18 protein-coding genes and 1 pseudogene are annotated in these 24,306 nt (G+C 35.3%); 9 read left to right on the top strand and 10 right to left on the bottom strand.

Annotated features, from left to right (window positions below; genetic code table 11):
• Positions 1–65: 65 nt before the first annotated feature.
• Entirely contained in the window at positions 66–503 is a 438-nt protein-coding gene (locus MCY_RS03315; protein WP_007346954.1) for a Ros/MucR family transcriptional regulator, read from the top strand.
• A 99-nt stretch (positions 504–602) separates the two neighbouring features.
• Here the strand turns inward: MCY_RS03315 and MCY_RS03310 are convergent, their stop codons facing one another.
• Both MCY_RS03310 and MCY_RS03305 read right to left on the bottom strand, forming a co-directional pair.
• The gene (locus tag MCY_RS03310) at positions 603–1,013 is read right to left on the bottom strand and encodes a SufE family protein (protein ID WP_007346953.1); all 411 of its coding nucleotides are present in this window, start codon (positions 1,011–1,013) and stop codon (positions 603–605) included.
• A gap of 108 nt (positions 1,014–1,121) precedes the next feature.
• Positions 1,122–1,496, bottom strand: a complete 375-nt coding sequence (locus MCY_RS03305; RefSeq protein ID WP_007346952.1) for a DUF5330 domain-containing protein — start codon at positions 1,494–1,496, stop codon at positions 1,122–1,124.
• A gap of 1,125 nt (positions 1,497–2,621) precedes the next feature.
• Between MCY_RS03305 and MCY_RS03300 the strand changes: the two genes are divergently transcribed.
• Positions 2,622–3,461, top strand: coding sequence for a peptidoglycan-binding domain-containing protein (locus MCY_RS03300; protein ID WP_007346951.1), 840 nt, complete (start codon positions 2,622–2,624; stop codon positions 3,459–3,461).
• Positions 3,462–4,271: 810 nt separating this feature from the next.
• Here MCY_RS03300 and ppdK read toward each other — a convergent pair.
• From ppdK to MCY_RS03285, 3 genes are all read right to left on the bottom strand, one after another.
• Complete coding sequence (gene ppdK, locus MCY_RS03295) at positions 4,272–6,938, bottom strand: pyruvate, phosphate dikinase (protein ID WP_007346950.1); 2,667 nt, start codon at positions 6,936–6,938, stop codon at positions 4,272–4,274.
• A 177-nt stretch (positions 6,939–7,115) separates the two neighbouring features.
• The gene (locus MCY_RS03290) at positions 7,116–7,772 is read right to left on the bottom strand and encodes a DsbA family protein (RefSeq protein ID WP_007346949.1); all 657 of its coding nucleotides are present in this window, start codon (positions 7,770–7,772) and stop codon (positions 7,116–7,118) included.
• Positions 7,773–7,855: 83 nt separating this feature from the next.
• Positions 7,856–8,356 (bottom strand): DUF721 domain-containing protein, encoded by a 501-nt coding sequence (locus MCY_RS03285; protein ID WP_007346948.1) that lies wholly within the window; start codon positions 8,354–8,356, stop codon positions 7,856–7,858.
• A gap of 202 nt (positions 8,357–8,558) precedes the next feature.
• Here MCY_RS03285 and mutY point away from each other — a divergent pair, with 202 nt between their 5' ends.
• Positions 8,559–9,617, top strand: a complete 1,059-nt coding sequence (gene mutY, locus MCY_RS03280) for an A/G-specific adenine glycosylase (protein WP_007346947.1) — start codon at positions 8,559–8,561, stop codon at positions 9,615–9,617.
• 489 nt (positions 9,618–10,106) lie between these two features.
• On the opposite strand, the gene MCY_RS03275 is transcribed toward mutY, so the two are convergent.
• Positions 10,107–11,195: a site-specific DNA-methyltransferase gene (locus MCY_RS03275; protein WP_425277832.1), complete on the bottom strand. Its 1,089-nt coding sequence runs from the start codon at positions 11,193–11,195 to the stop codon at positions 10,107–10,109.
• A gap of 366 nt (positions 11,196–11,561) precedes the next feature.
• Here MCY_RS03275 and MCY_RS03270 point away from each other — a divergent pair, with 366 nt between their 5' ends.
• From MCY_RS03270 to MCY_RS03250, 5 genes and pseudogenes are all read left to right on the top strand, one after another.
• Positions 11,562–12,254 carry an HAD family hydrolase gene (locus tag MCY_RS03270; protein ID WP_007346945.1) on the top strand — a complete coding sequence of 231 codons (693 nt, stop codon included), beginning with the start codon at positions 11,562–11,564 and terminating at the stop codon, positions 12,252–12,254.
• A 592-nt stretch (positions 12,255–12,846) separates the two neighbouring features.
• A pseudogene (locus tag MCY_RS03265) lies at positions 12,847–13,234 on the top strand (integrase); the annotation flags it as partial.
• A 795-nt stretch (positions 13,235–14,029) separates the two neighbouring features.
• Positions 14,030–15,427 (top strand): threonine synthase, encoded by a 1,398-nt coding sequence (thrC, locus tag MCY_RS03260; protein WP_007346943.1) that lies wholly within the window; start codon positions 14,030–14,032, stop codon positions 15,425–15,427.
• An 84-nt stretch (positions 15,428–15,511) separates the two neighbouring features.
• Complete coding sequence (locus MCY_RS03255; protein WP_007346942.1) at positions 15,512–16,786, top strand: M16 family metallopeptidase; 1,275 nt, start codon at positions 15,512–15,514, stop codon at positions 16,784–16,786.
• A gap of 410 nt (positions 16,787–17,196) precedes the next feature.
• A complete protein-coding gene (locus MCY_RS03250; protein WP_007346941.1) occupies positions 17,197–20,082 on the top strand; it encodes an EAL domain-containing protein in 2,886 nt (961 codons plus the stop codon).
• 48 nt (positions 20,083–20,130) lie between these two features.
• Here MCY_RS03250 and MCY_RS03245 read toward each other — a convergent pair whose 3' ends face one another.
• Entirely contained in the window at positions 20,131–20,715 is a 585-nt protein-coding gene (locus tag MCY_RS03245; protein ID WP_007346940.1) for a YqgE/AlgH family protein, read from the bottom strand.
• Positions 20,716–20,786: 71 nt separating this feature from the next.
• On the opposite strand from MCY_RS03245, the gene MCY_RS03240 reads away from it, so the two are divergent.
• A complete protein-coding gene (locus MCY_RS03240; protein ID WP_007346939.1) occupies positions 20,787–21,665 on the top strand; it encodes a protein-disulfide reductase DsbD domain-containing protein in 879 nt (292 codons plus the stop codon).
• 28 nt (positions 21,666–21,693) lie between these two features.
• Here the strand turns inward: MCY_RS03240 and rnhA are convergent, their stop codons facing one another.
• From rnhA to ispH, 3 genes are read right to left on the bottom strand one after another with little or no spacing between them, the layout of a single operon-like run.
• Positions 21,694–22,161: a ribonuclease HI gene (rnhA, locus tag MCY_RS03235; protein WP_007346938.1), complete on the bottom strand. Its 468-nt coding sequence runs from the start codon at positions 22,159–22,161 to the stop codon at positions 21,694–21,696.
• Between the two features lie 5 nt (positions 22,162–22,166).
• Positions 22,167–23,126, bottom strand: a complete 960-nt coding sequence (locus tag MCY_RS03230) for a homoserine kinase (RefSeq protein WP_007346937.1) — start codon at positions 23,124–23,126, stop codon at positions 22,167–22,169.
• Positions 23,126–24,181, bottom strand: a complete 1,056-nt coding sequence (ispH, locus tag MCY_RS03225) for a 4-hydroxy-3-methylbut-2-enyl diphosphate reductase (protein ID WP_007346936.1) — start codon at positions 24,179–24,181, stop codon at positions 23,126–23,128. Before ispH ends, MCY_RS03230 begins: the two co-directional genes overlap by 1 nt.
• Positions 24,182–24,306: the final 125 nt, after the last annotated feature.

Raw genomic sequence — 24,306 nt, 5'->3', positions numbered from 1 at the left:
TGCATGAAATCTTTATATCATGAGTATATGCACAGTATCTCGATTTTAAATTAAAGGAAACAAGAATGGAACATCGTCCAGTCTTAGAGACTGAAAGCAATTTAGTTATTACATTGGTTGCTGATATTGTTGCTGCCTACGTGAGTAATAATTCTATTCGACCGACTGAAGTGCCAAGTTTGATTGCTGATGTCCATGCTGCTTTTCGTAGAGCGGGAAATCTAGAGTTAACAGAGGTTGAAGGTGAAAAACAAAGGCCTGCCGTTAATCCAAAGCGTTCAGTATTTCCTGATTATCTCATTTGTCTTGAGGATGGAAAGAAATTTAAATCTTTAAAGCGCCATCTCATGACACACTATGGAATGTTGCCAGAGGAATATCGTGAAAAATGGCAGTTAGATAGTTCTTATCCTATGGTAGCGCCTAATTATGCAAAAACACGATCAGCTTTAGCCAAAGAAATGGGTCTTGGACGTAAAAGTAAACGGAAAAAAAATAAGTAATCGTATTTTGCGAAAAAATGGTTTCATGTGTAAAAAACTAACTTTTAGTAAAGATGTTTTCTGTGAGTCTTTTGTATGTATCCCCTTTCTAAAGAGGAATTATAGGTAGCTTTCGTTATGAATTCGTTTAATCATTGACTTCAAACCGTTTGATCGTTGTGGTGTAAGATTTTCATTTAAACCAAGTTTTTCAAAGAGATCTTGAGCGTCAGAATTACGAATTTCAGAAGCTTTTTTACCTGAATAAAAAGCAAAGAGAATATAAATGAGTCCACGCACAATATGAGCATCTGAATCACCTTGAAACGTTAATATTGGATCTTCTGAATCATTACGTGAAGATAAAAGCCATACTTGGCTAACACAGCCACGAACTTTGTGAGCATCATTTCGAGCGTTTTCCGGAAAAGGCGGCAATTCATGACCAAGCTCAATTACATAACGATAACGATCTTCCCAATTATCTAAAAGCGAGAAGTTTTCTATAATATTATCAATCGTTTCCACCATCATCTTATTCCTGTTTCGCTTTAATAATCATGTTAAATATACTGATTGACAAATAAATATTTATTTTTCCTAACATAAATGACATGAGGAACGTTAAAAATTCTTATTTCAAGATAATATTGTATGATTTGGTAAGAACTCTTGTATTTTCATTTTACGAAAAATATTAAAGGAAGTTTTTGTATTATTTTTGTTACCTAATACGTTCCCCAAATATTCATAAGCAGCTTTTGCACCGTAATATGCACGTTCTCCAAGTAAACTAAAAAAAGACTTTCCCACTTTGCAGGTTTCTATATTACGGTCACAAAACGTTTCTAAATCATTTAAAGCTTCCTTAAAAGCAATAATCACATCACTTGTTGTTGTTTCATTATTTGGGGAGCCAGAAGAATGGTTATGGCTTGGATTTTCTACAAAAAATGAAATAACGACAAAAATAAAAAACAAAAAAAATGATAATTTGATCAAAAAACGCATCATAGGCAATCAATCTGTTGCAGTGGTAAATACAATAAAACGGATATTTTATACACTGCTTCTTTATAAAAAATTTATAAAATGAGCTTTTTATAAAACTTAATATTCATTTATCTAACCTATATCACTGGCTATTTTATCAGTATGATCACAACGCAGCTGTATATAAATGGAATATATTGTCTATTTAGTAAAAAATTACACACTTACATACTCATATATAATGGACACACTATAATAAAAAAATAAAAAACATAATTATGAAAATGCGTAAGAGCTAAGAGGTGCATAACGCGCATTTGCAGCTTTCTATTCCAAAAGAAAGTACCGCTATAGGATAAGGATTCAGTATACAATTCAATTTCTTTTCCACATTGTGTACGTATTTATTTTAAATAATAACTCATCATTCTAGTCTTAGCTGAAAAGGCCAAATACAATCATATTCTGTTATTTTAATTCTCTTGTCTATGAAATTTTTACTGGTATGTCATAAAAATGATCAACCATAGATAAAAATATTAAAAAAGTAGAGGCATCCCTATAATTCCACCCCAAGGCAAGCTTTTTTCTACTACATTATAAACATCAATTTAATTGATAATTATGAAATACAGTTAAAAGGTATTTATGCTAAAATATAATAACCTTAAGAGACAATTATTATAACCAAATCATTTACAGAAAAGTAATCCTATATATGCAAATTATAAACAATATACACTAACTGTCATCGTTCTAGTATTATAGTTAGTGCTATAGAAAGATATTTTTAGATTTATTTCAAATAATAGACAAACATATGCGCCAAAAATGAAAAACAACGTGGTATTATTGGTTAGATGTTCATATGCGATAATGCAGTTTGCAAACACTAAAATGGTCTTGAACATTAATCATTTAATGCTTTCTTTATACATATTAAAGATTTGTAAACTCTGAGCTTGATAAAAATTTATAAGAGCTTTTGTTGATTTATCAACTTATGAATTGATATAATAAATCTGTTTTTCTAAGAATTTGAAAGGAAAAAGTAATAATGTAAATGCATTTCTCTCTCGATAAAAGTAAGAACTAATTTACATTCGTTTCTTTATGAAAAGTAACCCCAACTAGACAATAAAGATAATGACAACAAAACGAAAGACGTCCCGAAAAAAAACTGCAAAACATCGTAAATACTGTAGTAGTATTGTTATCATACTTCTTCTTACAATTTTTCATTTTATTTTTTGGATAGTAAAAACTCTTTATTTCTATACACGAAAAAATACTTTATTTTTTGTTGGCTCTCTTCTTTTTAGCATTAGTTTTTTATTTGTTTCATTTAATGCTTTATTTTCGCAAATGACAACACATCAAGATATTTTTACACAAATGGAATTTTCTTCTGCTCAAAATATAGAAAAGAGCTCTGCATTATCCGAAAAAGAAGAAAAATCACAAGAACTTTCACGCGCAACTTCGCGATCTTCTCTAAATCATCATCACAAAAATTTATCTTTTCCCTCTCAAACAGAAAGCATGCTGGAAAAACAAAAAGAACTGGCAAAATTAGGATTTTATGATGGACCTTTAGATGGCCTGGAAGGACCTAAAACACGCCGTGCTATCGCTTTATGGAAACAACAGGCTGCTCAGAAAATGCAAAACAATGTTGTACCCAATTCCACAACAGATGAAATTGCGATATTAATTAAGCAGAGCGAAATAGAAATAGCAAATAAAACAAAAAGAAATATAACACACTCAAAAGAAGCTATTTTCAATCCTTCTGTTAAAGATATTATACAGGTGCAAAAGGCTTTACGTATTTTTGGTAATGAGGAAGTTACTGCCACAGGAGTAGAAGACCAAAAGACGATAGAAGCCTTAAAACAGTTTCAAAAAATGTTTGATCTTCCTGTAACAGGTAAAATTAATCGCACAATCTTAATGAAAATGCGTGAAATTGGTTTATTAAATTGAAGCTAATCATCCACATTATAAAAAAGCTCTTGATTTAGAATTTACTTGTTTAACGTCCTCCTCGAATACAAAAATATTCCTTCATCTCAAGCCTTTTTATATTAAATCAATCAAAGTAATTTTCTTATACATTCCATAAGAAGCACTTTTAGTTCTTTTTTGAATATTTCGCTCAAACACTTGTTCAGCTTGTAACTTGCAAGCGAATGATTTTAATTGATTCCACATAAATAGATTTAAAGTAAGAGCCCCCTATGATATTCGAGGCGCTTATTCAATATAAGAAATGAAAAATAATTTATTATTATAAATCAATATATTGTATAATTATAAATTCCTTCATAAGTGTAAAAATGATAGCGCACCCTAGATTTTATAAACTCTAAGGGTATAAACTTACGAGGAATTTTACATAATCCTATTGCACAAATATCGACATAATATAAGTTTTGCGCTGAAAAACATTTCTTCAAAATAGCACGAGAATGTGTAAAACAATGCATTTCTTTAGAATGTTTTAATTTACATGATAAGTTCATCTCCCTTGTTAAAAAGCAAATACATAAATCAACCGCACAATGTAGACTGTTCACTATCAAGAGTTCTGATAATACTGAAGGTATATTAATAATACATTTTTGTTCTATCTTGCTTTATTTTTTCTCTCATAAATCTCTCAAAAATAAACTTTCTCGCGTTATATAACTTATAGTGCACTTTAGAAGTGCTTTTATTTTCTTTAATGAAAAAAACAAGAGAGTGTATAAAATTTTATTTCAGAAAAAATATACAACAAAAAACATTAACCCATTATATTCTTTTTGCTATTGCAGCTTGGGCTGCGGCTAAGCGGGCAATTGGTACCCGAAAAGGAGAACATGAAACATAATCTAAGTTACTTTCTTCACATAAGGCAATAGAAGCAGGATCACCTCCATGTTCACCACAAATTCCCAATTTTATTTTTGCGCGCTTTGAGCGTCCACGCTGTGCGGCAATGGTAATAAGTTCTCCTACACCATCACGATCAATAGATACGAAAGGATCTAATTCTAAAAGGCCTTTTTGTAAATAAGTTGCCAAAAAAGGAGCAGCATCATCACGAGAAATTCCAAAAGTGGTTTGTGTCAAATCATTTGTTCCAAATGAAAAAAATTCCGCCGTTTCAGCAATTTCATCAGCTCGAAGTGCAGCTCTTGGAAGCTCAATCATCGTCCCAACCATATATTGAATAGTGCTTCCATTTTCTTTCATTACTTCCTCAGCGATCTGATCAATACGCGATTTTACAAAATCGAGTTCAGATTTAAGCGCAATAAGGGGCACCATAATTTCAAGTATAACAGGAGATCCAGATTTTTCGGCAGCTTCTATTGCTGCTTCAAAAATCGCCCGCGCTTGCATTTCAGCGATTTCAGGATAAGTAATGGCTAAACGGCATCCTCGTAATCCAAGCATAGGGTTAAATTCGTACAACTGCTGCGCACGTTCAACAAGTACTTCAGCAGAAACTCCCATAGCTGTCGCAACATCAAGAATTTCTGCATCGGTTTTTGGTAAAAATTCATGTAGTGGCGGATCAAGCAAGCGAATGGTAACAGGTAAACCACACATAATTTCAAATAATTCGCTAAAATCTGAACGCTGCATCGGTAAAAGCTTATCTAACGCCTTGCGACGTCCACTTTCATCATGACTTAAGATCATTTCACGCATGGCAACGATACGTTCACCAGAAAAAAACATATGCTCCGTACGGCAAAGACCAATACCTTCAGCCCCAAAAGAACGCCCCATACGAGCATCAGATGGCGTCTCAGCATTGGCGCGAACTCTTATACGTCGCATCCCATCAGCCCATGCCATTAACTTTGCAAAATCTCCGCAAAGCTTAGGCTGCAACATCGCAACCTTTCCTTTGAAAACTTCCCCACTTCCACCATCAATCGTGATAACATCGCCTTTTTTAAAGCTTTCTCCTGAAGCAAACAGTGTATTTGTGTTATAATCAATCCGCACACTGCCAGCACCAGAAATACATGGTTTTCCCATCCCTCGCGCAACAACAGCAGCGTGACTTGTCATGCCGCCACGCGTTGTTAAAATTCCTTCAGCAGCATGCATACCATGAATATCTTCTGGGCTTGTTTCTACACGGACCAAAATAACTTTGCGTCCTTCCGCCGACGCCGTTTCTGCCTCTTCTGAAGTAAAAACAATTTCACCCGTTGCGGCTCCAGGAGAAGCCGGTAAACCACGTCCTATAACCAAACGTTCTGCTTTGGGATCCAGTGTTGGGTGTAAAAGTTGGTCAAGCGACTTTGCATCAATACGCATTACAGCCTCTTCACGACTTATTAACCCCTCTTCAACCATTTCAATTGCCATCTTGAGAGCCGCACGAGCCGTGCGTTTTCCTGAACGAGTCTGCAGCATCCATAATTTCCCTTTTTCAATGGTAAATTCGAGATCTTGCATATCCCGATAATGCTGCTCAAGTGTCTGCGCGACCTGACATAACTTCAAAAAAGCTGCAGGCATGATTTTTTCTAAAGACGGCTTATTTGAACCAGAAATAATACGTGCATTTTCTGTAATATTTTGAGGCGTTCGAATACCCGCCACAACATCTTCCCCTTGCGCATTAACTAGAAATTCACCGTAAAGTTCTTTTTTCCCTGTCGACGGATTGCGTGTAAAAGCAACACCAGTTGCTGAATCTTCACCCATGTTGCCGAAAACCATAGCTTGCACATTAACCGCCGTTCCCCAACTTTCAGGAATGTTATGTAAACGGCGATAAGTAACCGCACGGGCTGTCATCCAACTTGAAAAAACAGCTCCTATCGCCCCCCATAATTGCTGTTCAGGATCTTGTGGGAAAGGAGTTCCTAATTTTTCTTCAACATATGCTTTATAAGACGCAATAATATCTTTCCAATCATCCGCTGTCATTTCTGTATCAATAATGTAACCATTGCGTACTTTTGCCTCATCAAGAATCTCTTCAAAATACGAATGATCTAATCCCAAAACAACATCAGAATACATTTGGATAAAACGCCGATAACTATCATAAGCAAAACGCTCATTATGAGCTTGTAACGCAATGGCTTTTACGGTTTCATCATTCATGCCAAGGTTAAGCACTGTATCCATCATCCCTGGCATAGAAGCCCTAGCCCCTGAACGAACAGAAAGTAAAAGTGGCCTTTGCTCATTCCCAAATTCACGTCCTGTTTGTTCACCAACGCGTCTTAGTGCTTGCTTAACAGATTCCTGTAGCTCTTCTGGATATGATTTGTCATGTGCATAATAAAAATTACAAACTTCTGTTGTCAGAGTAAATCCAGGAGGTACAGGCAAACCAAGATGACTCATTTCTGCTAAATTAGCACCTTTACCTCCGAGAAGATTACGCTCGCCTGCACTTCCTTCTGCTTTCCCATCTCCAAAACTATAAACCCACTTTTTCATTGTCCACATCCTCCCATATCAGCATCAAAACGTCATTCAACCTGAACTTACTGAACGCAATGATTTAATTCAAAATCGGCTAAACAAAAAATATTGCTTCATAAATGCATAATACCAATCTTCCCAAAAGAGATAATGATCACAAGGAGCACTATCCATCTTCTAGAAGATTAAGATTCAGTTTTTAAGAAAACCATCAATCACCGAAAAAAAGTCTTCTACTTTCATGACACCTTCATATTTACGACCATTGATAAAAAAAGTAGGTGTTGCTGTAACACCAAGCTCTTTACCACGCTCAAAAGATGCATTCACTTCATCTAAAATGGTCTGATTTTTCAAACACGCAGTAAAACTTTCATCTGTAAAACCCGCCATTAAACTAATTTTTTTCAATGGTGTCAGAACATCTTTTCCCCAAACCCACTCATTTTGCTTTTGAAATAAAACCTCTATCAAAGGAAAATAGCGATCTTCTGGAGCACACCGCGCTAACATAAAACCTGCTGTTGCCCGAGGATCAAAAGCATAATCACGAAAAATCAGTTTCACTTTCCCTGTTTTAATATATTTTTTACGAATTTGAGGGAGTATATCATTATAAAAATGTGCACAATGAACACATGTTAATGAAGCATATTCAACAATGACAACTGGTGCATTCGCTTCTCCCTCAAAGCGATCCTTTATCTTACCCGATTGAAGAAGCTCAGCCATATCAACCATTGCAACCGGCTTAGTACCAAGAGCAAAAGCAACTGTTACACTGTTTTGTACAATCACTATGAAGAGAAAAATTATCCCGAAAGATAAAAAAGAACGAAATTTTACCATAAATAATACTTTTCTGTTGTTATTAAACGAATAGGAATCCAATGCTTTCTCATATATTAAAGAAAAATATAGAAAATATCTTGCTATTTATTATTTTTTTCCGAAAAAATGCAACAGCCAAGTTTATAAAGTGATTGGCGTAAGCTTTTATCTTCAATTCCTTCAAGCATTTTTTCCACGCATTTTTTGTCTTGTTCACTCAAATCTAGCTTTTTAGGCAAATGATTTATAAACACCGATATACTCCTTTGCTCAATCTTGATGCGACCAATAGCAATATAGCCAAAAAATCCATTAATTCTATGCAGCAATTCCTCTGTTTCATGCATTAATTTTAACGCAGCAAATCCTTCGCATGCTACAACAAGTGTTGCTGGCTGAAAAACTTCATCTTGATCTGCACGACGTTTCCAAATAATTTTAAACGGCATTGTATGTTCACTGATATCATTGCCCGCAATTTGTGACCAATGCTCTATAAGTTCTACATTGAGCCCTGTCCGTTTGCGTAAAACTGGATCAAGTATTTTGAATACCGTTTCAGAAAGAGAATAAAAAGAATGTTTTTTTAGTTGTTTTCTCATTTTTAGATCATTGTTCAACCGTTTAATAAATTACAATCATTTGTTTTATCAAAAATTATTGTCTTCCTAATTTATAAAATATCAACAAAATAGAAATCCTCTCTTCACAAGAGTTTCAACAATAAAAAAGCAAAAAACATTAATTACAAAATAAATATTTTTTTCTTTTGCATTTTATATCTCCCTATGCTTGAAAACAATCATGTATGAAATTTCTTCGCACCTTCTTTCTTGGTACGATCAAAATCACAGAATTCTCCCTTGGCGGACTACCCCCGAAGAGCAAAAACATGGTATTCGTCCTGATCCTTATCAAGTTTGGCTTTCTGAAATCATGCTTCAACAAACAACTGTTGAAACGGTTAAGCCCTATTTTAAAAAATTTCTGAAACTTTGGCCTAATCTTTCTTCTTTAGCAATGGCCTCACAAGATGATGTTATGAAAGAATGGGCTGGACTTGGTTATTATTCACGCGCACGTAATCTTAAAAAATGTGCGAGACAGCTTGTTGAAAACTATGCAGGACAATTCCCACAATCTGTAAAAGCGCTGCGAACTCTAGCCGGCATTGGAGATTATACTGCCGCGGCCATTGCCGCAATTGCTTTTAACCATCCTGTAGCAGTGGTTGATGGTAATGTCGAACGTGTGGTAACGCGCCTTTTTGCAATCACTTCAATATTACCAAAAGCAAAAGCTGAAATTAAAGAAAAAACACAAAAAATTACTGCTTTAAATCGTCCTGGTGACTTTGCTCAAGCAATGATGGATTTGGGAGCAGCAATTTGTACTCCACGCAAACCATCTTGTTATATCTGCCCTCTTCAAAGTTTATGCAAAGCAGCAAAAATGCAAAAAACGGAATCTTTTCCAGTTAAAGCCCCTAAAAAAGAACGTCCTTCAAAAACAGGTATTGCTTTTGTGGTCCTTAATAAAAATAAACAAATTTATTTGGAAAAACGACAGACGCAAAAACTCCTTGGTGGAATGACTCAAATTCCCAACAATATTGGCATAAATAATGAAAATGGACTCCAAAATGCACCTTTTACTGCCAATTGGCAATTTAAAGGGCAAATTACGCATGTTTTCACTCACTTTTTTCTAAAACTCGATGTTTACTATACGGAAGATGTTCATGAAATGAATTGTGAAAATGGTTGGTGGTGCAACATTCAACATCTAGCCGAAGAAGCGCTACCTACTGTTATGAAAAAAGCCATTTCCATAGCTCTTCCCAATTCTTTCAAACTTAAATAATCTTCCCTATTCGTAAAAATATTTGCTAACAGAGTCCCTTGTATTCCTAGCAATCAGTTCTTAATCTTTAAAAGAAAAATTTTAAAAAGTAAAATGACTAATCTTTTCTACAGATTAACAATTAAAAAGGAATAGAAAAGCTTAGATTTAAACTTCAGAATCTGTCCCTTTTTCACTCAGATAGGTATATGCTCTCTCTCAAAAAAAACTCTTGATTTTTAACTTCTGAATGAATTTTTTTTATTATCATAAAAATATATTGATTAATAATTTACTGTTTTGTAACTTAAAAGAGCATAGAGTGAAAATTTTTCATTTTAATTTCCTATACAATCTCATTTTAATTTCTAGATAAAAGTACAAAAATATTTTCTTTCCATTTACAAGCAGATTAGTATACAGATAAATGAAGTTTTCAAATTCCCTCATATCCATCTTAATTAGGATTAGGTACAGTGGTGATCAATAAAATAAAGCAATCAGCTTAGTTTATAAAACACCAGTTTTTAACATTTGTGAACGTATGATCATTCTTAAATGATCTATGGACTTTAACCGTCCATTTTCTTCATAATACCAAAAAGTCCAACCGTTACAACTTTGCGAATCTTGTGCTTTTCTTCCCATTGCGTGAATTGAGCCCGCTTCACCACCATGCATGATCGTACCATCAGCTCTTACAATAGCAGATAATTGCTTCTTCCGATCATAAAGAACTTCCCCAGGATAGAGTAAACCTGCTTCAAGCAAACTGTTGAATGCTACACGTGGTTCTGCTTTTTTTCTATCCAAAATCGCCAATTCTGGTTGTTCTAAAGGTTTAACTGCCGCAATTCTCTCACATGCCGCATCAATGTAATCTTGCTCGCGTTCAATGCCAACAAAATCACGCCCTAAAAGCTTGGCAACAGCCCCTGTTGTTCCCGAACCAAAAAACGGATCAAGAATAACATCACCAGGTTTACTAGAAGCCATAATAATACGCGCTAATAAGGCTTGCGGTTTTTGTGTTGGATGTAATTTACGTCCTGAATCATCTTTTAAACGTTCAGCCCCTGTGCAGAGAGGAAAAAGCCAATCGGAACGCATTTGCAGATCTTCATTTGCCGCTTTTAAGGCATCATAGTTAAATGTATACTTTTTATCTTTTTGATCGCGCACAGCCCAAATAAGTGTCTCATGAGCATTTTGAAAACGACGCCCTCGGAAATTAGGCATTGGATTATTTTTACGCCAAATAATATCATTAAGTATCCAAAAACCCAAATCTTGTAATGCCGTACCAACCCGAAAAATATTATGGTAAGATCCGATAACCCAAAGCGTCCCGTTGGGTTTTAACACACGACGGCAAGCAAGCAACCACGCACGAGTAAATGCATCATAAGCAGCAAAACTCTCAAACTGATCCCATGCATCATCAACAGCATCAACAAGTGAATGATCTGGGCGGTATAAGGCACCATCCAATTGCAAATTATAGGGTGGATCCGCAAAAATCATATCAACAGAATGTTTTGGGAGTTTTTCTAGAACGGAAACACAATCTCCTTTAAAAATTTTATTGCGCCATGGCATCTGAGAGGGAGTACGAACGAAATCTTTTTGAAGCTGAATAACTGTCATGAAAAACCCAACGAAATGAATTGAATTTGCCCTATAATCAACCAAAATAGTTTATAGGCCCGCATTACCAATCCATATTTACAAAATAGAGTAAACGTATCGTTAAAGTTCCCCAAAATTGATCTTTGTTTTTTTAAAGTAAAAAAACTTTCACATGAATGAATTCTTATTTTTCTTTTTTTCAATGTACTGTTCCCATATCTTTTATTTCGTAAAAGAATTAAGAATCATTTTCAAAGCATATTTTTATGAAACAAGATCCTCTTAATGTTGTTTTCATGAAAGTTGTTCATATAGTAACATGTAAAGGAATATCTTATGCCTCAGATAGATCTTATTATTTTTGATTGTGATGGTGTTCTAGTCGACTCTGAATATCTTGCAGCAAAAATTGGATCTCAATTGCTCAAACAAACAGGATATGAAATATCACCTGAAAAATTGAGTGAGCGTTTTTCAGGACTTATCTTTCGCGATATTCTTAAACAAGTTGAACAGGAAACAGAAAAACCAATTTCTGCTCATCTCATAGATCAAATGTCAAATATTTTTCGTACACAAATACAAACTGAATTACGGGCTATTGATGATGTAAGAGAAGCTGTAGAAACCATTCAAACACGCTATCCCTACTGTATCTGTTCTAATGCAAAGAGCGCAGATATAAAAGAGATGCTCACCACTGTTGATCTCTATGACCTCTTTAAAGATAAAATATTTTCTGCTCCTGAAATTGGAACAAAAAAAACGAAACCTGCTCCTGATGTTTTCCTTTTTGCTGCAAAACAATTACAAGTAGAGCCTCAAAACGCTATCGTTATAGAAGATTCACTTCATGGTGTACATGCCGCCATAACAGCAGGCATGCGTGTCATCGGCTTTACGGGAGGATCACATAGCTATCTTGGCCACTCTAATGTACTTGCAGAAGCTGGTGCAGAAACAGTTATCGCAAAACATGCTCATTTAGGAGAAGTCTTAGAAGCAATGGCAGTATGGCGAGACTTATAAAAAAATCTCTTGAATATATCGCTTTATAAACTTTCGTAAGAGATATTTTTACCAAAATGTCCTCTTCTTCTAACTCTTCCTCTTTTACAATATGCATGCTTCACGACACGAATGAATGGTATCTTAATGTGAAGGAGAAAATATGGCATTTGGTGGAGCATGGATAAGTCAACTAACGATTGCATGTGCTTTAAAAGAAGTAAAAATTAGGAATGCGAATGCATAGAAGTTAACTCCTACTTATCTATCTCAAATCCAATATCCTTCTCCCAACCTCAGCAACCCATCTTGAAGACTTGTCAAATAAGGAATAACGTCTTGCTCGATAAGATGTGAAAATTGCTATGCCTCCTTCATCTAATCAAAGAAATTACACATCATAGTGAAATTGTATGGTAATATGTGTATTGATTATAGTACAATACATTGATTTATAACGCCAATATAGCGTTATTCATATTAAATGAGAGTTCCAAATACAATAAGATTCTCTCATTTCAAATCTGCTTATCTTTAATCAATCAAAACCACTCAATTGCACATCACAAGCAGGATGAGCATGTGGATCAAATTGTATAAGCAAGAACTAAAAATGGCTCTTACGAACCGTTTTAATGCAAGGGCTGTTGCAATACCTAAGAGCTGGCAAATATAATGATGGTACCGGCTTGCCTCTTCATAAGCATAAAAATAGTGGTGTTCAATGGCTTTATCGTTATACCATTCACGGGTACTCCCGTGAAATGGGCTTAGGTGCCTTAACCCATGAATTAGCGAATCAATGGCGTTCTGTTTTGCATGAGGGGCGTACCCACATTAAAGAACGCGATAAACAAAAACGTGAGGCAATAAGCAATCTCCATTATTTAAAATACATTGCCGTGGATGCTTTTGAAAGTCGTAAAGCTGAATTAAAAAATGATAGGAAATATAGGAACTGGTTTGCACCTTCATGGCGTTATATTCCCCCCAAATTAAGCTGACTGCCCATTTCAGAAATTTCTCTAAACAGTGATACGCAATATCCTTACTCCAGCTTTAATAGCAGAGAAAGTACGCACTATCTTAGTAGTGACTAGCTGCGCTAACTACTATAGCGAATAAAATTTTAGTACTTTCCTTCATAGTTTAATTGTTGAAAATCTTCACATAAACACATCACAAATTGTATGTTTTTTATACACTCAATAATAAAAATAGCTTTTATATATTAACTCCATAAAAATTTTAACAAATTTTCTTATCTATAATATTATTAAAATTAATATAAAATAAAGTAATATTTTAATAATTTAAATTTTATAAATTATAAAAAATAATAAATTAGACTAAACAAATATTATTTAAAATATATATTTATACATGAAAATTACTTTATAAATTTTCCAATGTGAATCTTAAGATGTCTCAGCTCAACATATATTTTAGCAGATTTAATTATTAATAAAGTGTAAAAGCATAAAGCGATCGTAAACAATTGAGTTTTACAAAAGAATTCTTCAATAAATAATATTTCATATATTTGATTTTGTTATTCAGGAATGTACATAAGTGAAAACACACTGTAAAATTTAATGAATAAAGCGATAGAGACATTTTCTGTGAATATTTTATGGTTATATCTAAAAAAATGAAAATGCTTAAGTCTATTTTCTTTCATTAATTATGTCAAAAAAAGAAAATATACTCCTATCCATTTAGTAATTTAAATATTATGAAAAACGTGAAATGAATAACTTCATCAATTTGCCAGAAATAAAAAAAGGATAAAACTTATGAAATATATCAGCACGAGAGGTGAATCTCCTGCTTTAAGCTTTACGGAAACTGTCATGACAGGGTTGGCGAGTGATGGTGGACTTTATCTTCCAGATAAATTTCCTCAGCTATCATTTGATGCGTTACGAGCGCTTCGTGGTCAGTCCTATATAACAATTGCCAAAACTATTCTTTGGCCCTTTGTGAATAATGAGATCGAGTATACAGTTTTTGAAAATATGATCGATGAATCTTATACAACCTTTCATCATCCAGCGATCTGTCCATTACGACAAACTGAAGCAAATGAATTCATCCTTGAACTCTTTCACGGACCTACTTTAGCTTTTAAAGATGTTGCAATGCAGTTTCTTTCTCAATTGATGGATTATATTTTGACTAAAAAAAATAGGCGTGCAACGATTATTGCTGCAACATCAGGTGATACAGGGGGGGCTGCAATACAAGCTTTTGCTGGAAAAGAACATGCAGATATTTTTATTTTATTTCCTAAAGGACGTGTCTCCCCTATTCAACAACGGCAAATGACAACCAATCAAAATACAAATGTTCATGCCATTGCTATTGAAGGAAATTTTGATGATTGCCAAGCTCTTGTCAAAGCAATGTTTAATGATCATAATTTTCGTGAAAAAAGAGCGCTTTCAGGTGTTAATTCTATAAATTGGGCTCGTATCATGGCGCAAATTGTTTACTATTTTTCATCCGCACTTTCCTTAGGTGCTCCTGATAGAGCTGTTTCCTTTACTGTTCCAACCGGAAATTTCGGTGATATCTTTGCAGGGTATGTCGCAGCTCGTATGGGATTACCTATTGCTCAACTAGTCATTGCAACCAATGATAATGACATCCTTGAACGTACATTGGCCAGCGGTATTTACAAAATACAACCAATAGTTCATACAACATCACCCTCTATGGATATTCAAGTTTCTTCTAATTTTGAACGTTTACTCTTTGAAAGTAGCAATCGTGATCCAATGTGGATTCGCAATGCAATGGAAAGCTTGAAAAAAACTGGTTCCTTTACTCTTGATGAAAAGCAACTCAAAAATATTCGTTCCCTATTTTCCGCTGGGAAAAGCAACATAGATGAAACAGCACAAACTCTTAATAGGGTCTATAAAGAAAGTGGCTATCTTGCAGATCCACATACAGCTGTTGCCCTTAAAGTAGCGCGTGAAAACAAAAAACCGCATATTCCAATGATCATCCTTGCTACGGCTCATCCTGCTAAATTTCCTGATACTTTCAAAAGTGCTTGTGAACTTCATACCCCATGGCCATCTCATCTCAATAATATAATGGAAGATGAAGAACACTTCATAGATCTTGCTAATAATGAAGAAATAGTAAAAGATTACATTTCTTTAAAATCGCGTGCATCTTATTAAAGTTAGCTGCATTAATTTAAATCAAGAATATTCTAATGCCCTTAACAATGAGGTATTGAGCTTTTTTAATGGAGTTGTAAATACATGGATGTAGATATCTGTCGCCTTAGTAATGGTTTGACTATCGCTACGCATACAATGCAACAGATTGATAGTGTCGCGCTCGGAATATGGGTTAAAGTGGGTTCACGCAATGAAACCTCCACACAGCATGGTATTGCCCATCTGCTTGAGCATATGGCTTTTAAAGGTACAGAAAACCGTACCGCTTTTCAAATTGCAAGCGATATTGAAAATGTTGGCGGTGAAATCAATGCTACAACCAGTATCGAAACAACAGCTTACTTTGCACGTGTCCTTAAAAATGATATCCCGCTTGCTATCGACATTTTAGCCGATATTTTAATGTATTCAAAATTTGACGAAGATGAACTCGAACGAGAAAAACAAGTAATTTTTCAAGAAATTGGCGCCGCCCATGACACACCTGATGATATTGTTTTTGATTACTTTACAGAAACAGCCTTTCGTCATCAATCCCTTGGCCGCTCTATTTTAGGAACAGCTGAAACTATTCAATCATTTACATCTGCTGATCTCCATGATTTCATTAATAAACAATATAGTGCAGATCGTATGATTGTCGTTGCAGCAGGAGCCGTAAAGCACGAAAGTTTTCTGCAAGAAATTGAAAGTCGTCTTGGTGCTTTTCGCTCCCATGCAGCCGCACCTCTTACTAATCTTGCAAATTATGTCGGCGGAGATTTTCGTGAATATCGCGATTTAATGGATACACAAGTTGTTCTAGGGTTTGAAGGGCGCGCTTATCACGCACGTGATTTTTATGCGGCCCAAATTCTTTCAATTATTCTTGGTGGTGGTATGTCTTCACGTCTTTTTCAAGAAATAAGAGAGAAACGTGGATTATGCTATTCTATTTATGCTTTTCATTGGGGATTTTCAGATACTGGGCTTTTTGGTGTTCATGCAGCCACTGGACAAGAAGGGCTCAAAGAGCTTCTTCCTGTGATTCTTGATGAACTTTCCAAGATCAGCAAAAATATTCATATCAATGAACTTCAACGAGCACAAACACAATATCGTGCTAATCTAATAATGTCACAAGAAAATCCCTCTAGCCAAGCACATCTCATTGCTCGCCAAATACTTCTTTACGGTCGACCAATCCCAATGTCAGAAACAATTGAGCGCCTCAATCTTATCACTCCTACAAGATTAACTGATTTAGCACATCGTCTTTTTACAAATGCCACTCCAACACTAACTGCTGTCGGACCTGTAGGACCCCTTATGCATTTTGATGATTTAACGTCAAATCTTTCATACAAGCTAAAGTAAAAAAACTTCTTTTCAAAAAAGCATAACAATAATCACAATAATATGCACACATTTTATCATAAAATTTGCCACAAAAGTTCTCCTCATTAAATAAGTTTTGGAAATATTGGGCAAAGAGACGTACAAAACTACCCAATTCATACGTCATGTGATAAAGATTCTAATCGGTAAAGGTGTATCTGTGAAATCTGGAAGTTCATGGTTTAACTTTATTCTTTTAAAATATAAAACTCCATCCGCTTTAAGTTTTATTGAAGAAAATGGATAGATAGTTTAATTGTATATAAAATTATATAACTTAAGAAAAAGTGATAACGATTTCTCATGTAAATAAATTATAAAAGGTAGACGTTTTTTCTCAAAAATATAAATAAAAATTCAACATCTTAAAATATTGAGAGTGGGACATTGTGAAGAGTCTGCGTAAAATATTTAACATCATTTTCATTGTAATCGTTAGTTCTTTTGCCCATCTTACATCAGCACAAGCAATCGAGCCAGTTAAAATTTCTTCTCAGGATGCTGCTCTTGATCTCTCAAAAGCAATTGAAATTCACTATACAAAAAATTCTATTTTTCAAACAAGTACAGCACCAGGGCCAGATGGTATTGTATGGCGTATTGAAGTGCAGGCGAAAAGTGAAAATTTTTCCGGAAATTGGGCCGTTTTTTCTCTTGCAAATCCGACAAATGAACAGATCGATCGTCTTATCGTCGCCCCCCATTACCGTATGGCGCATTCTGGACTTTTTTGGCCAGACCTTGGATCAGCAAGGATTCAATCCATAACGCCAAGCGAAGGCTTTTCTCTCGATCGAAAACCTAGTGCAAACTCTGATATCTTTCGTATTACCCTTAACCCTGGTGCTGTTGTTACATTTGTAGCCGAACTTAACTCTGCAAATCTACCGCAAATCTATTTATGGCAACCTGAAGCTTATAAGGATGCTATTAATTCTTATACGCTTTATCATGGTATTCTTCTTGGGATAGCAGGTCTCTTAGCACTTTTATTAACTGTTCTCTTCGTCGTCCGTGGAACAGGCCTGTTTCCTGCAACAGCTGCTGTCGCTTGGGCAGTGCTTTTTTATATTGGTATTGACTTTAACTTTCTAAATAAATTCTTTGCAGTTACGCTCACAACACAACCAATCTGGCGTGCTGGTACAGAAGTAGCACTTGCTGCAACACTCTTTATTTTTCTTTTCACCTATCTCAATCTTAACCGCTGGCATTATCATTTTAGTTATGGTGCTATCGCTTGGATCGCTGCCTTTTGCAGTCTAGGAGCCTTTGCTATTTATGATCCAATCAGAGCGGCTGGAATTGCGCGTTTGTCTTTTGGCCTTACCGCTGTGCTTGGTATAATGTTAATCATCTACTTCTCAATCAAAAGCTATGACCGCGCAATTATGCTTATTCCGACTTGGTTGCTCATTAGCTTTTGGTGCGTTGGAGCCTATGCCTGCATAGAAGGATATTTAAATAACGATATTATCCAACCAGCATTAGCAGGGGGATTAGTACTCATTGTTCTTCTCATCAGCTTTACTGTCTTACAACAAACTTTTTCTAATGACGCTTTCCATGAAGGAATATTTTCCGACCTTGAACAACAAGTACTTGCAGCAAAGGGAGCTGGAAATATTATTTGGGATTGGAATATTGAGCGTGACCGCGTTGTAGTACATCCAGACATGGCAACTCTTTTTGGTACTGAAATTCATAACCTCAATGGACCTATGTGCAACTGGATTTCAGCCTTACACCATGACGATCGTGAACGCTTTCAAGCCATATTGGATATCATTCTTAAAAATAAAAAAGGACGTATTGATCAAATTTTTCGGCTTTCGTCTGGAGGGGGATATTATCATTGGTTTTCTCTTCGCGCTCGTCCAGCTATGCAAAAAGATGGAAAAATTACACGTGTCATTGGAACCATTGTCAATATTACAAATCATAAAAAGTCCGAAGAACGTTTATTGCATGATGCAATCCATGACAGCTTAACTGGCCTTCCTAATCAACAAATTTTCTTTGATAGACTACAAAATTATACCTATTTGGCTAAAGCAAATATCAAAATTAGACCAACCGTCTTTATGATTGATTTTGATAATTTTCGCCAAATTAATCGCAAATTAGGTATAGCTGTCGGAGATACTGTACTTCTTATAATAGCACGTCGTTTAAATCGCCTCATTAACTTTCAAGATACCTTATCACGTCTTTCAGCAGACCGCTTTGCAATTATTTTACTCAGTGAAACTGAACCAGAAAAGATTGCAGCATTTGCAGATCATTTGCATAAAACAATTTCAGCTCCTATTTCACTTTCAGAAAACAAAATAATCCTTTCAACTTCTATTGGATTGGTTACATGGAGTGAAAATCGATCAACTGCTAAAGATATTTTTAATGATAGTGAATTAGCAATGATTCGTGCGAAACAAATGGGGGGAAACCATATTGAACCTTTTCGTCCTAATTTTCGTACTTTGGGTCTAGAACATAATACTTTAGAAAAAGATATCCATTATGCCATAAAACGTAATGAGATGAAAATCCTTTACCATCCTATTCTTAATTTATCAGATGGACATATTATTGGTTTTGAAACAATTATAGAATGGCATCATCCAACTTATGGAAATTTAAATGTTTCTGATTTCATAAAGATCATAGAAAATGAACAAATTGTTATGGATTTGTCACAATTTATCATCGATAATGCCATTATCGATCTTATAAATGTAGAAGAAAAATTCTCTCACCATTCTTTCTTTATTTCAATTAATTTACCAAGCCCAGAAATGATTCATTCTCGTTTTATCAGTCAATTACGTGCTACTTTGCTGCGCCATCCACTTCATAAAGGGCGCTTGATGATTGAAATATCTGAATTTGTTTTAAGAAAAAATCCTGAACAATCAGCGCACTTTCTTGAACAAGTTAAAATACTTGGAATGAACCTTGCACTCGATAATTTTGGAACAGGTTATTCTTCACTGACTTATCTTGTGCGTTATCCATTTGATATGGTTAAACTCGATCGTTCACTTATCTCAATCGACTCTCTCAAGAAAAGGCTGGTTCTAAAATCTATCATTAATATGGCAATAGATCTTAACTTGCAGATTATCGCAGAGGGTGTTGAAAATGAAAAAGAAGCAATCTTCCTTCGTCAAGAAGGCTGCAAATATGTTCAAAGCACACTTGTAACTAAACCAATTGCCATAGAAGAATTAATTACTCTTGTTCAGAGCCATTTCCCCTATAAAATAAAAACGTAAGAGATGGAATAACGTATAAAATTAAAAAGCTTAGAAAACAATAGGACTTTACGCATGTCCCATTTCAGAAGCAAGGTAGATTGGATTGATCCCCATGCGTGTTAAGCTTTCATCATACTTGCAACTCAAATCACTTTCAAAAAGAAAACAAGGTGTTGTAGAACTGATTAGCCAACCATTTTTAGAAATTTCAGCCTCAAGTTGTCCTGCTTTCCACCCAGCATAGCCTAATGCTACCAGTGCATGCTGTGGACCTTGTTCACAACTGATCGCTTTTAATATATCAATTGTCGCAGTAAAACAGACCTTATCTGCAATAAAAACAGTTTCTTCACAAGCATAATCATCTGAATGAAGGACAAAACCACGTGACGGATCAACAGGACCACCATAGCGAACTGGAAACTTTTTGATTGGTTCAGGAAGATATTTTTTTTTGCCACTATCTATTACCCCAAGGTGAAATAAAAGCTCTGGAAAATCAATATGGTGTAATTGATTGAGAATAATGCCCATCGCACCTGCATCGGAATGCGCGCAAATATAAATAACAGAACGAATAAAGCGTTTGTCATTCATCCCAGGCATTGCTATGAGTAATTGTCCGCCTAAAAAGCCATTACACTGCTTCATTAATCTGTTATTCTCCATAATTTACATGATAAAAGTTTGTTCATTTAGTACACTAGGAAAATAAAACTCCAATGAAAAAAAGTTACATATTTACAAATTTACAAAATATCGCAACTTTCTTTTATAAAAAGCTTTTAGTTACTTTAAGCTTAACATTCATAGTTTTAGAATTACTTAACATTCCTGTAAATGCTCAAACAAAACAAAAACTCCAGCTTTTTGCAACATCTTGGTATGAATCAGATGGTGGGCGTCTTCGATTAGCGATTACTGAACCTTCTCTTTCTGGAATAAGAGAAGGCATTATTGAAATTGTACTTAAACCAGGATGGAAAACTTATTGGCGTAATCCTGGTAATTCTGGTATGGCACCATTCTTTAATTTCAACCAACAGGTTTCTTATGAAATTTTTTATCCTACTCCACAGCTTTTTGAAACAAATAATGATTGGTCATTAGGATATAAAGACAAAGTGATATTACCCTTCAAGCTTTCTGGTTCAAGCAAAAATTTAAGTGGTGCTTTTACGCTTGGATTATGTAATGAAATTTGTCTTCCATTTACTGTTAACTTTGATTTTTCAACATCTGCTCTTAAAAACAAGCATCTTCCCGCTTCCTTCTTAAAAAATGCTCAAGATTCTTTACCTCACATGATGCAGAATACACTAAAAATAAGCGCCGAAAAAAATAATAATACCCTCCTTATAAAAATACAAAATAGCAATAAAACTACTCCTTCCTCTCTTTTTTTAGATGGAGGAGAAATGCAAATTGGAGCAGCAAAAAAAGTTATCGATAACGCAGAATATACACTCTTTAGTGCGCCACTCTATTTCGTACCAGAAGAAATAAACCAGAAAATTTTTTATACAGTTTCTTTTAAAGATTACGCCTTAAGTGGAACATTCATATTCCATACGCAGTCCCCCTCTCTTGCAACACCGTAATATAAAGAGTAAAGCTCTCAAACAGTAATTATTCTGGAAAATGTCCACTTTCGCGATATCGAGTAATTGCTTTGCGAGCAAGTGCATCAGCGCGTTCATTCTCTGGATGGCCCGCATGCCCTTTTACCCAGTGCCATCTAACTGTATGAAGAGAACAAGCCTCCTCAAGAGCCTGCCATAACTCTATATTTTTCACAAGACCTTTTGAGGCGGTACGCCAATTATTCCTTTTCCAACATTCAATCCACTTAGATATACCATTACGTACATAAACTGAGTCTGTATAAAGATCGACCAAACAAGGCTCCTTAAGCGCCTTTAATGCACAAATTGCCGCCATGAGTTCCATTTGATTATTTGTCGTATGAACTTTACCACCATAAAGTTCTCGTTCATGACCGTTCCAGAGTAAAATTGCTCCCCAACCTCCAACTCCAGGATTGCCGGAGCAAGCACCATCTGTATAAATTTCAACGACTTTTTGTTGACTTGCCATAAAATTTAAAAACCTAATTCACTCAGCGAATTTACATTACTGAAAAAACAAAGCTTGTGCCAATACTCCCATGGATCTTTCTTAATAACAAAGCTATTAGACGATGTATTAAACCAATCATAAAGACGTGTCAGTAAAAAACGTAAAGACGCACCACGCGCCAATAAAATAATCTTATCTAATTCTAAAGGTAAAAATGGTCTTATTTTTTGATAATTTTCCAATAACCTACGTGCTTTTAGAGGATTATAGGAATGATCAGACTCAAAGCACCAAGCATTTAAACAGATTGCTAAATCATAAGCCCAAAAGTCATTACAAGCAAAATAGAAATCTATCATACCAGAAAGACGATGATTTACAAAAAAGACGTTATCATTAAATAAATCCGCATGGATAATGCCTGTTGGTAAATTTAACGGCCAATTCTCGTGTAAAAAAGCCAATTCCCATTCAATTTTTTGTCCAAATTCCTTTAACAATGCATCTTCTCTAGCCTGACAATGTTGCCACAATAATTGCCAATCCATAACAGAAAGAGTATTTTTACGACTGAGTATAAAATCCTGTCCTGCTAGATGCAATTGTGCTAACCCCGTCCCCACTTCACCACAATGATCTATATCGGGTTGTCGAATCCATTTTCCTTCCAGAAAAGTAACAATAGCAGCAGGACGTCCTGCTAGTTCGCTGATCATCATTCCATCATTTTGAACAACAGGTTGAGGACAAGGAATTCCACGCTGTCCTAAATGCTGCATCAAGCTATAAAAAAAAGGCAAATCATCTTTTGAAATACGCTTTTCATAAAGTGTTAGGATAAACCGCCCTTGAGTTGTCTCCAGCATAAAATTAGTATTTTCAATCCCCTCCTCTATACCTTGATAAGACAAAAGTGAACCTATTGCATAACGTGTTAAGAACGTTTTTAAATCATTTGGATGAATATCTGTATAAACGGCCATTATTTTGCTTTCGTTTTAGCCATGTCTGTATCTTGATTGTTATTTTTTGCATTATTTGCTTGACCATTAACAAAAGCCATATCTCGAGATGTTAAAATAACATCACGTAATTCGCGACTCACTAAAAATCTCTCCGTTTCCACCACTGTTTCAGCTAATTCTATTGTCACATCATAACGCTCACGAAATGCTGAAATAATTTCATCAATAATAATTTCAGGAGCTGAAGCCCCTGCTGAAAGGCTAACAACAGAAAGAGCCTTTAGGTTTTCAAAATTAATTTCATCAGCCCGCTGCACTAAAATAGCTTTTCGTGCCCCAGACTTTTCAGCAACTTCAACTAAACGTCGTGAATTAGAAGAATTTGGTGCTCCAACAATCAAAAACAAATCACTCCCTTTTGCTGCAGCCTTAACGGCATCTTGTCGATTCGTAGTGGCATAGCAAATTGATTCAGCTGCTGGAGCTGCTAATGTAGGAAAACGTCGTTGTAATACATCGAGAATTCCTGCAGTATCTTCAACAGAAAGCGTTGTTTGTGTAACAAATCCTAATTTATCTGGATCACTTGGTTGATAATGTAAAGCATCTTCTATCGTTTCAATGAGAGTCACAGCCCCTTCTTCAAGCTGTCCCATTGTTCCTATAACCTCAGGATGACCAGCATGACCAATCAATATAACATGACGACCATGACGTTGATGACGTATCGCTTGTTTGTGAACTTTCGAGACTAACGGACATGTTGCATCAAGATAAAATAAATTATAATGTCGCGCCTCTTCTGATACAGATTTGGGTACACCATGGGCAGAAAAAACAACCGGTTGATTGCGATATTCTTCTGGAATCTCATCAAGTTCTTCAACAAAAATAGCTCCCCGTTGCTGCAATCCCTCAACTACATAGCGGTTGTGCACAATTTCATGACGAACGTACACGGGAACACCATATTTTTTTAATGCAAGGAGAACAATCTGGATAGCACGATCAACCCCTGCACAAAATCCACGTGGACCACAAAGACGTATTGTTAAAGGGGGAAGTCCAGACATAAATCATCCTTAATCTCATATTCAAATAATCTATCGTTATATACGAATAAGCAATGTAAAAAAAACGTGCAATATTATCTTTTGCATCAGAACATTCTATCGTGTTTTTCTTACAGTACTTTCTT

The organism is Bartonella rattimassiliensis 15908, assembly GCF_000278215.1.
In the GTDB taxonomy this organism is placed as follows: domain Bacteria; phylum Pseudomonadota; class Alphaproteobacteria; order Rhizobiales; family Rhizobiaceae; genus Bartonella; species Bartonella rattimassiliensis.
The sequence above is the reverse complement of the archived record's forward strand: the minus strand, read 5'-3'. Positions and strand labels throughout refer to the sequence as shown.

Excerpts from the sequence above, each read along its gene's own strand:
- MCY_RS03315 (WP_007346954.1), top strand. The coding sequence starts at position 66 with ATGGAACATCGTCCAGTCTTAGAGACTGAAAGCAATTTAGTTATTACA.
- MCY_RS03310 (WP_007346953.1), bottom strand. The coding sequence starts at position 1,013 with ATGGTGGAAACGATTGATAATATTATAGAAAACTTCTCGCTTTTAGAT.
- MCY_RS03305 (WP_007346952.1), bottom strand. The coding sequence starts at position 1,496 with ATGATGCGTTTTTTGATCAAATTATCATTTTTTTTGTTTTTTATTTTT.
- MCY_RS03300 (WP_007346951.1), top strand. The coding sequence starts at position 2,622 with ATGACAACAAAACGAAAGACGTCCCGAAAAAAAACTGCAAAACATCGT.
- ppdK (WP_007346950.1), bottom strand. The coding sequence starts at position 6,938 with ATGAAAAAGTGGGTTTATAGTTTTGGAGATGGGAAAGCAGAAGGAAGT.
- MCY_RS03290 (WP_007346949.1), bottom strand. The coding sequence starts at position 7,772 with ATGGTAAAATTTCGTTCTTTTTTATCTTTCGGGATAATTTTTCTCTTC.
- MCY_RS03285 (WP_007346948.1), bottom strand. The coding sequence starts at position 8,356 with ATGAGAAAACAACTAAAAAAACATTCTTTTTATTCTCTTTCTGAAACG.
- mutY (WP_007346947.1), top strand. The coding sequence starts at position 8,559 with ATGTATGAAATTTCTTCGCACCTTCTTTCTTGGTACGATCAAAATCAC.
- MCY_RS03275 (WP_425277832.1), bottom strand. The coding sequence starts at position 11,195 with ATGCCATGGCGCAATAAAATTTTTAAAGGAGATTGTGTTTCCGTTCTA.
- MCY_RS03270 (WP_007346945.1), top strand. The coding sequence starts at position 11,562 with ATGCCTCAGATAGATCTTATTATTTTTGATTGTGATGGTGTTCTAGTC.
- thrC (WP_007346943.1), top strand. The coding sequence starts at position 14,030 with ATGAAATATATCAGCACGAGAGGTGAATCTCCTGCTTTAAGCTTTACG.
- MCY_RS03255 (WP_007346942.1), top strand. The coding sequence starts at position 15,512 with ATGGATGTAGATATCTGTCGCCTTAGTAATGGTTTGACTATCGCTACG.
- MCY_RS03245 (WP_007346940.1), bottom strand. The coding sequence starts at position 20,715 with ATGAAGCAGTGTAATGGCTTTTTAGGCGGACAATTACTCATAGCAATG.
- MCY_RS03240 (WP_007346939.1), top strand. The coding sequence starts at position 20,787 with ATGAAAAAAAGTTACATATTTACAAATTTACAAAATATCGCAACTTTC.
- rnhA (WP_007346938.1), bottom strand. The coding sequence starts at position 22,161 with ATGGCAAGTCAACAAAAAGTCGTTGAAATTTATACAGATGGTGCTTGC.
- MCY_RS03230 (WP_007346937.1), bottom strand. The coding sequence starts at position 23,126 with ATGGCCGTTTATACAGATATTCATCCAAATGATTTAAAAACGTTCTTA.
- ispH (WP_007346936.1), bottom strand. The coding sequence starts at position 24,181 with ATGTCTGGACTTCCCCCTTTAACAATACGTCTTTGTGGTCCACGTGGA.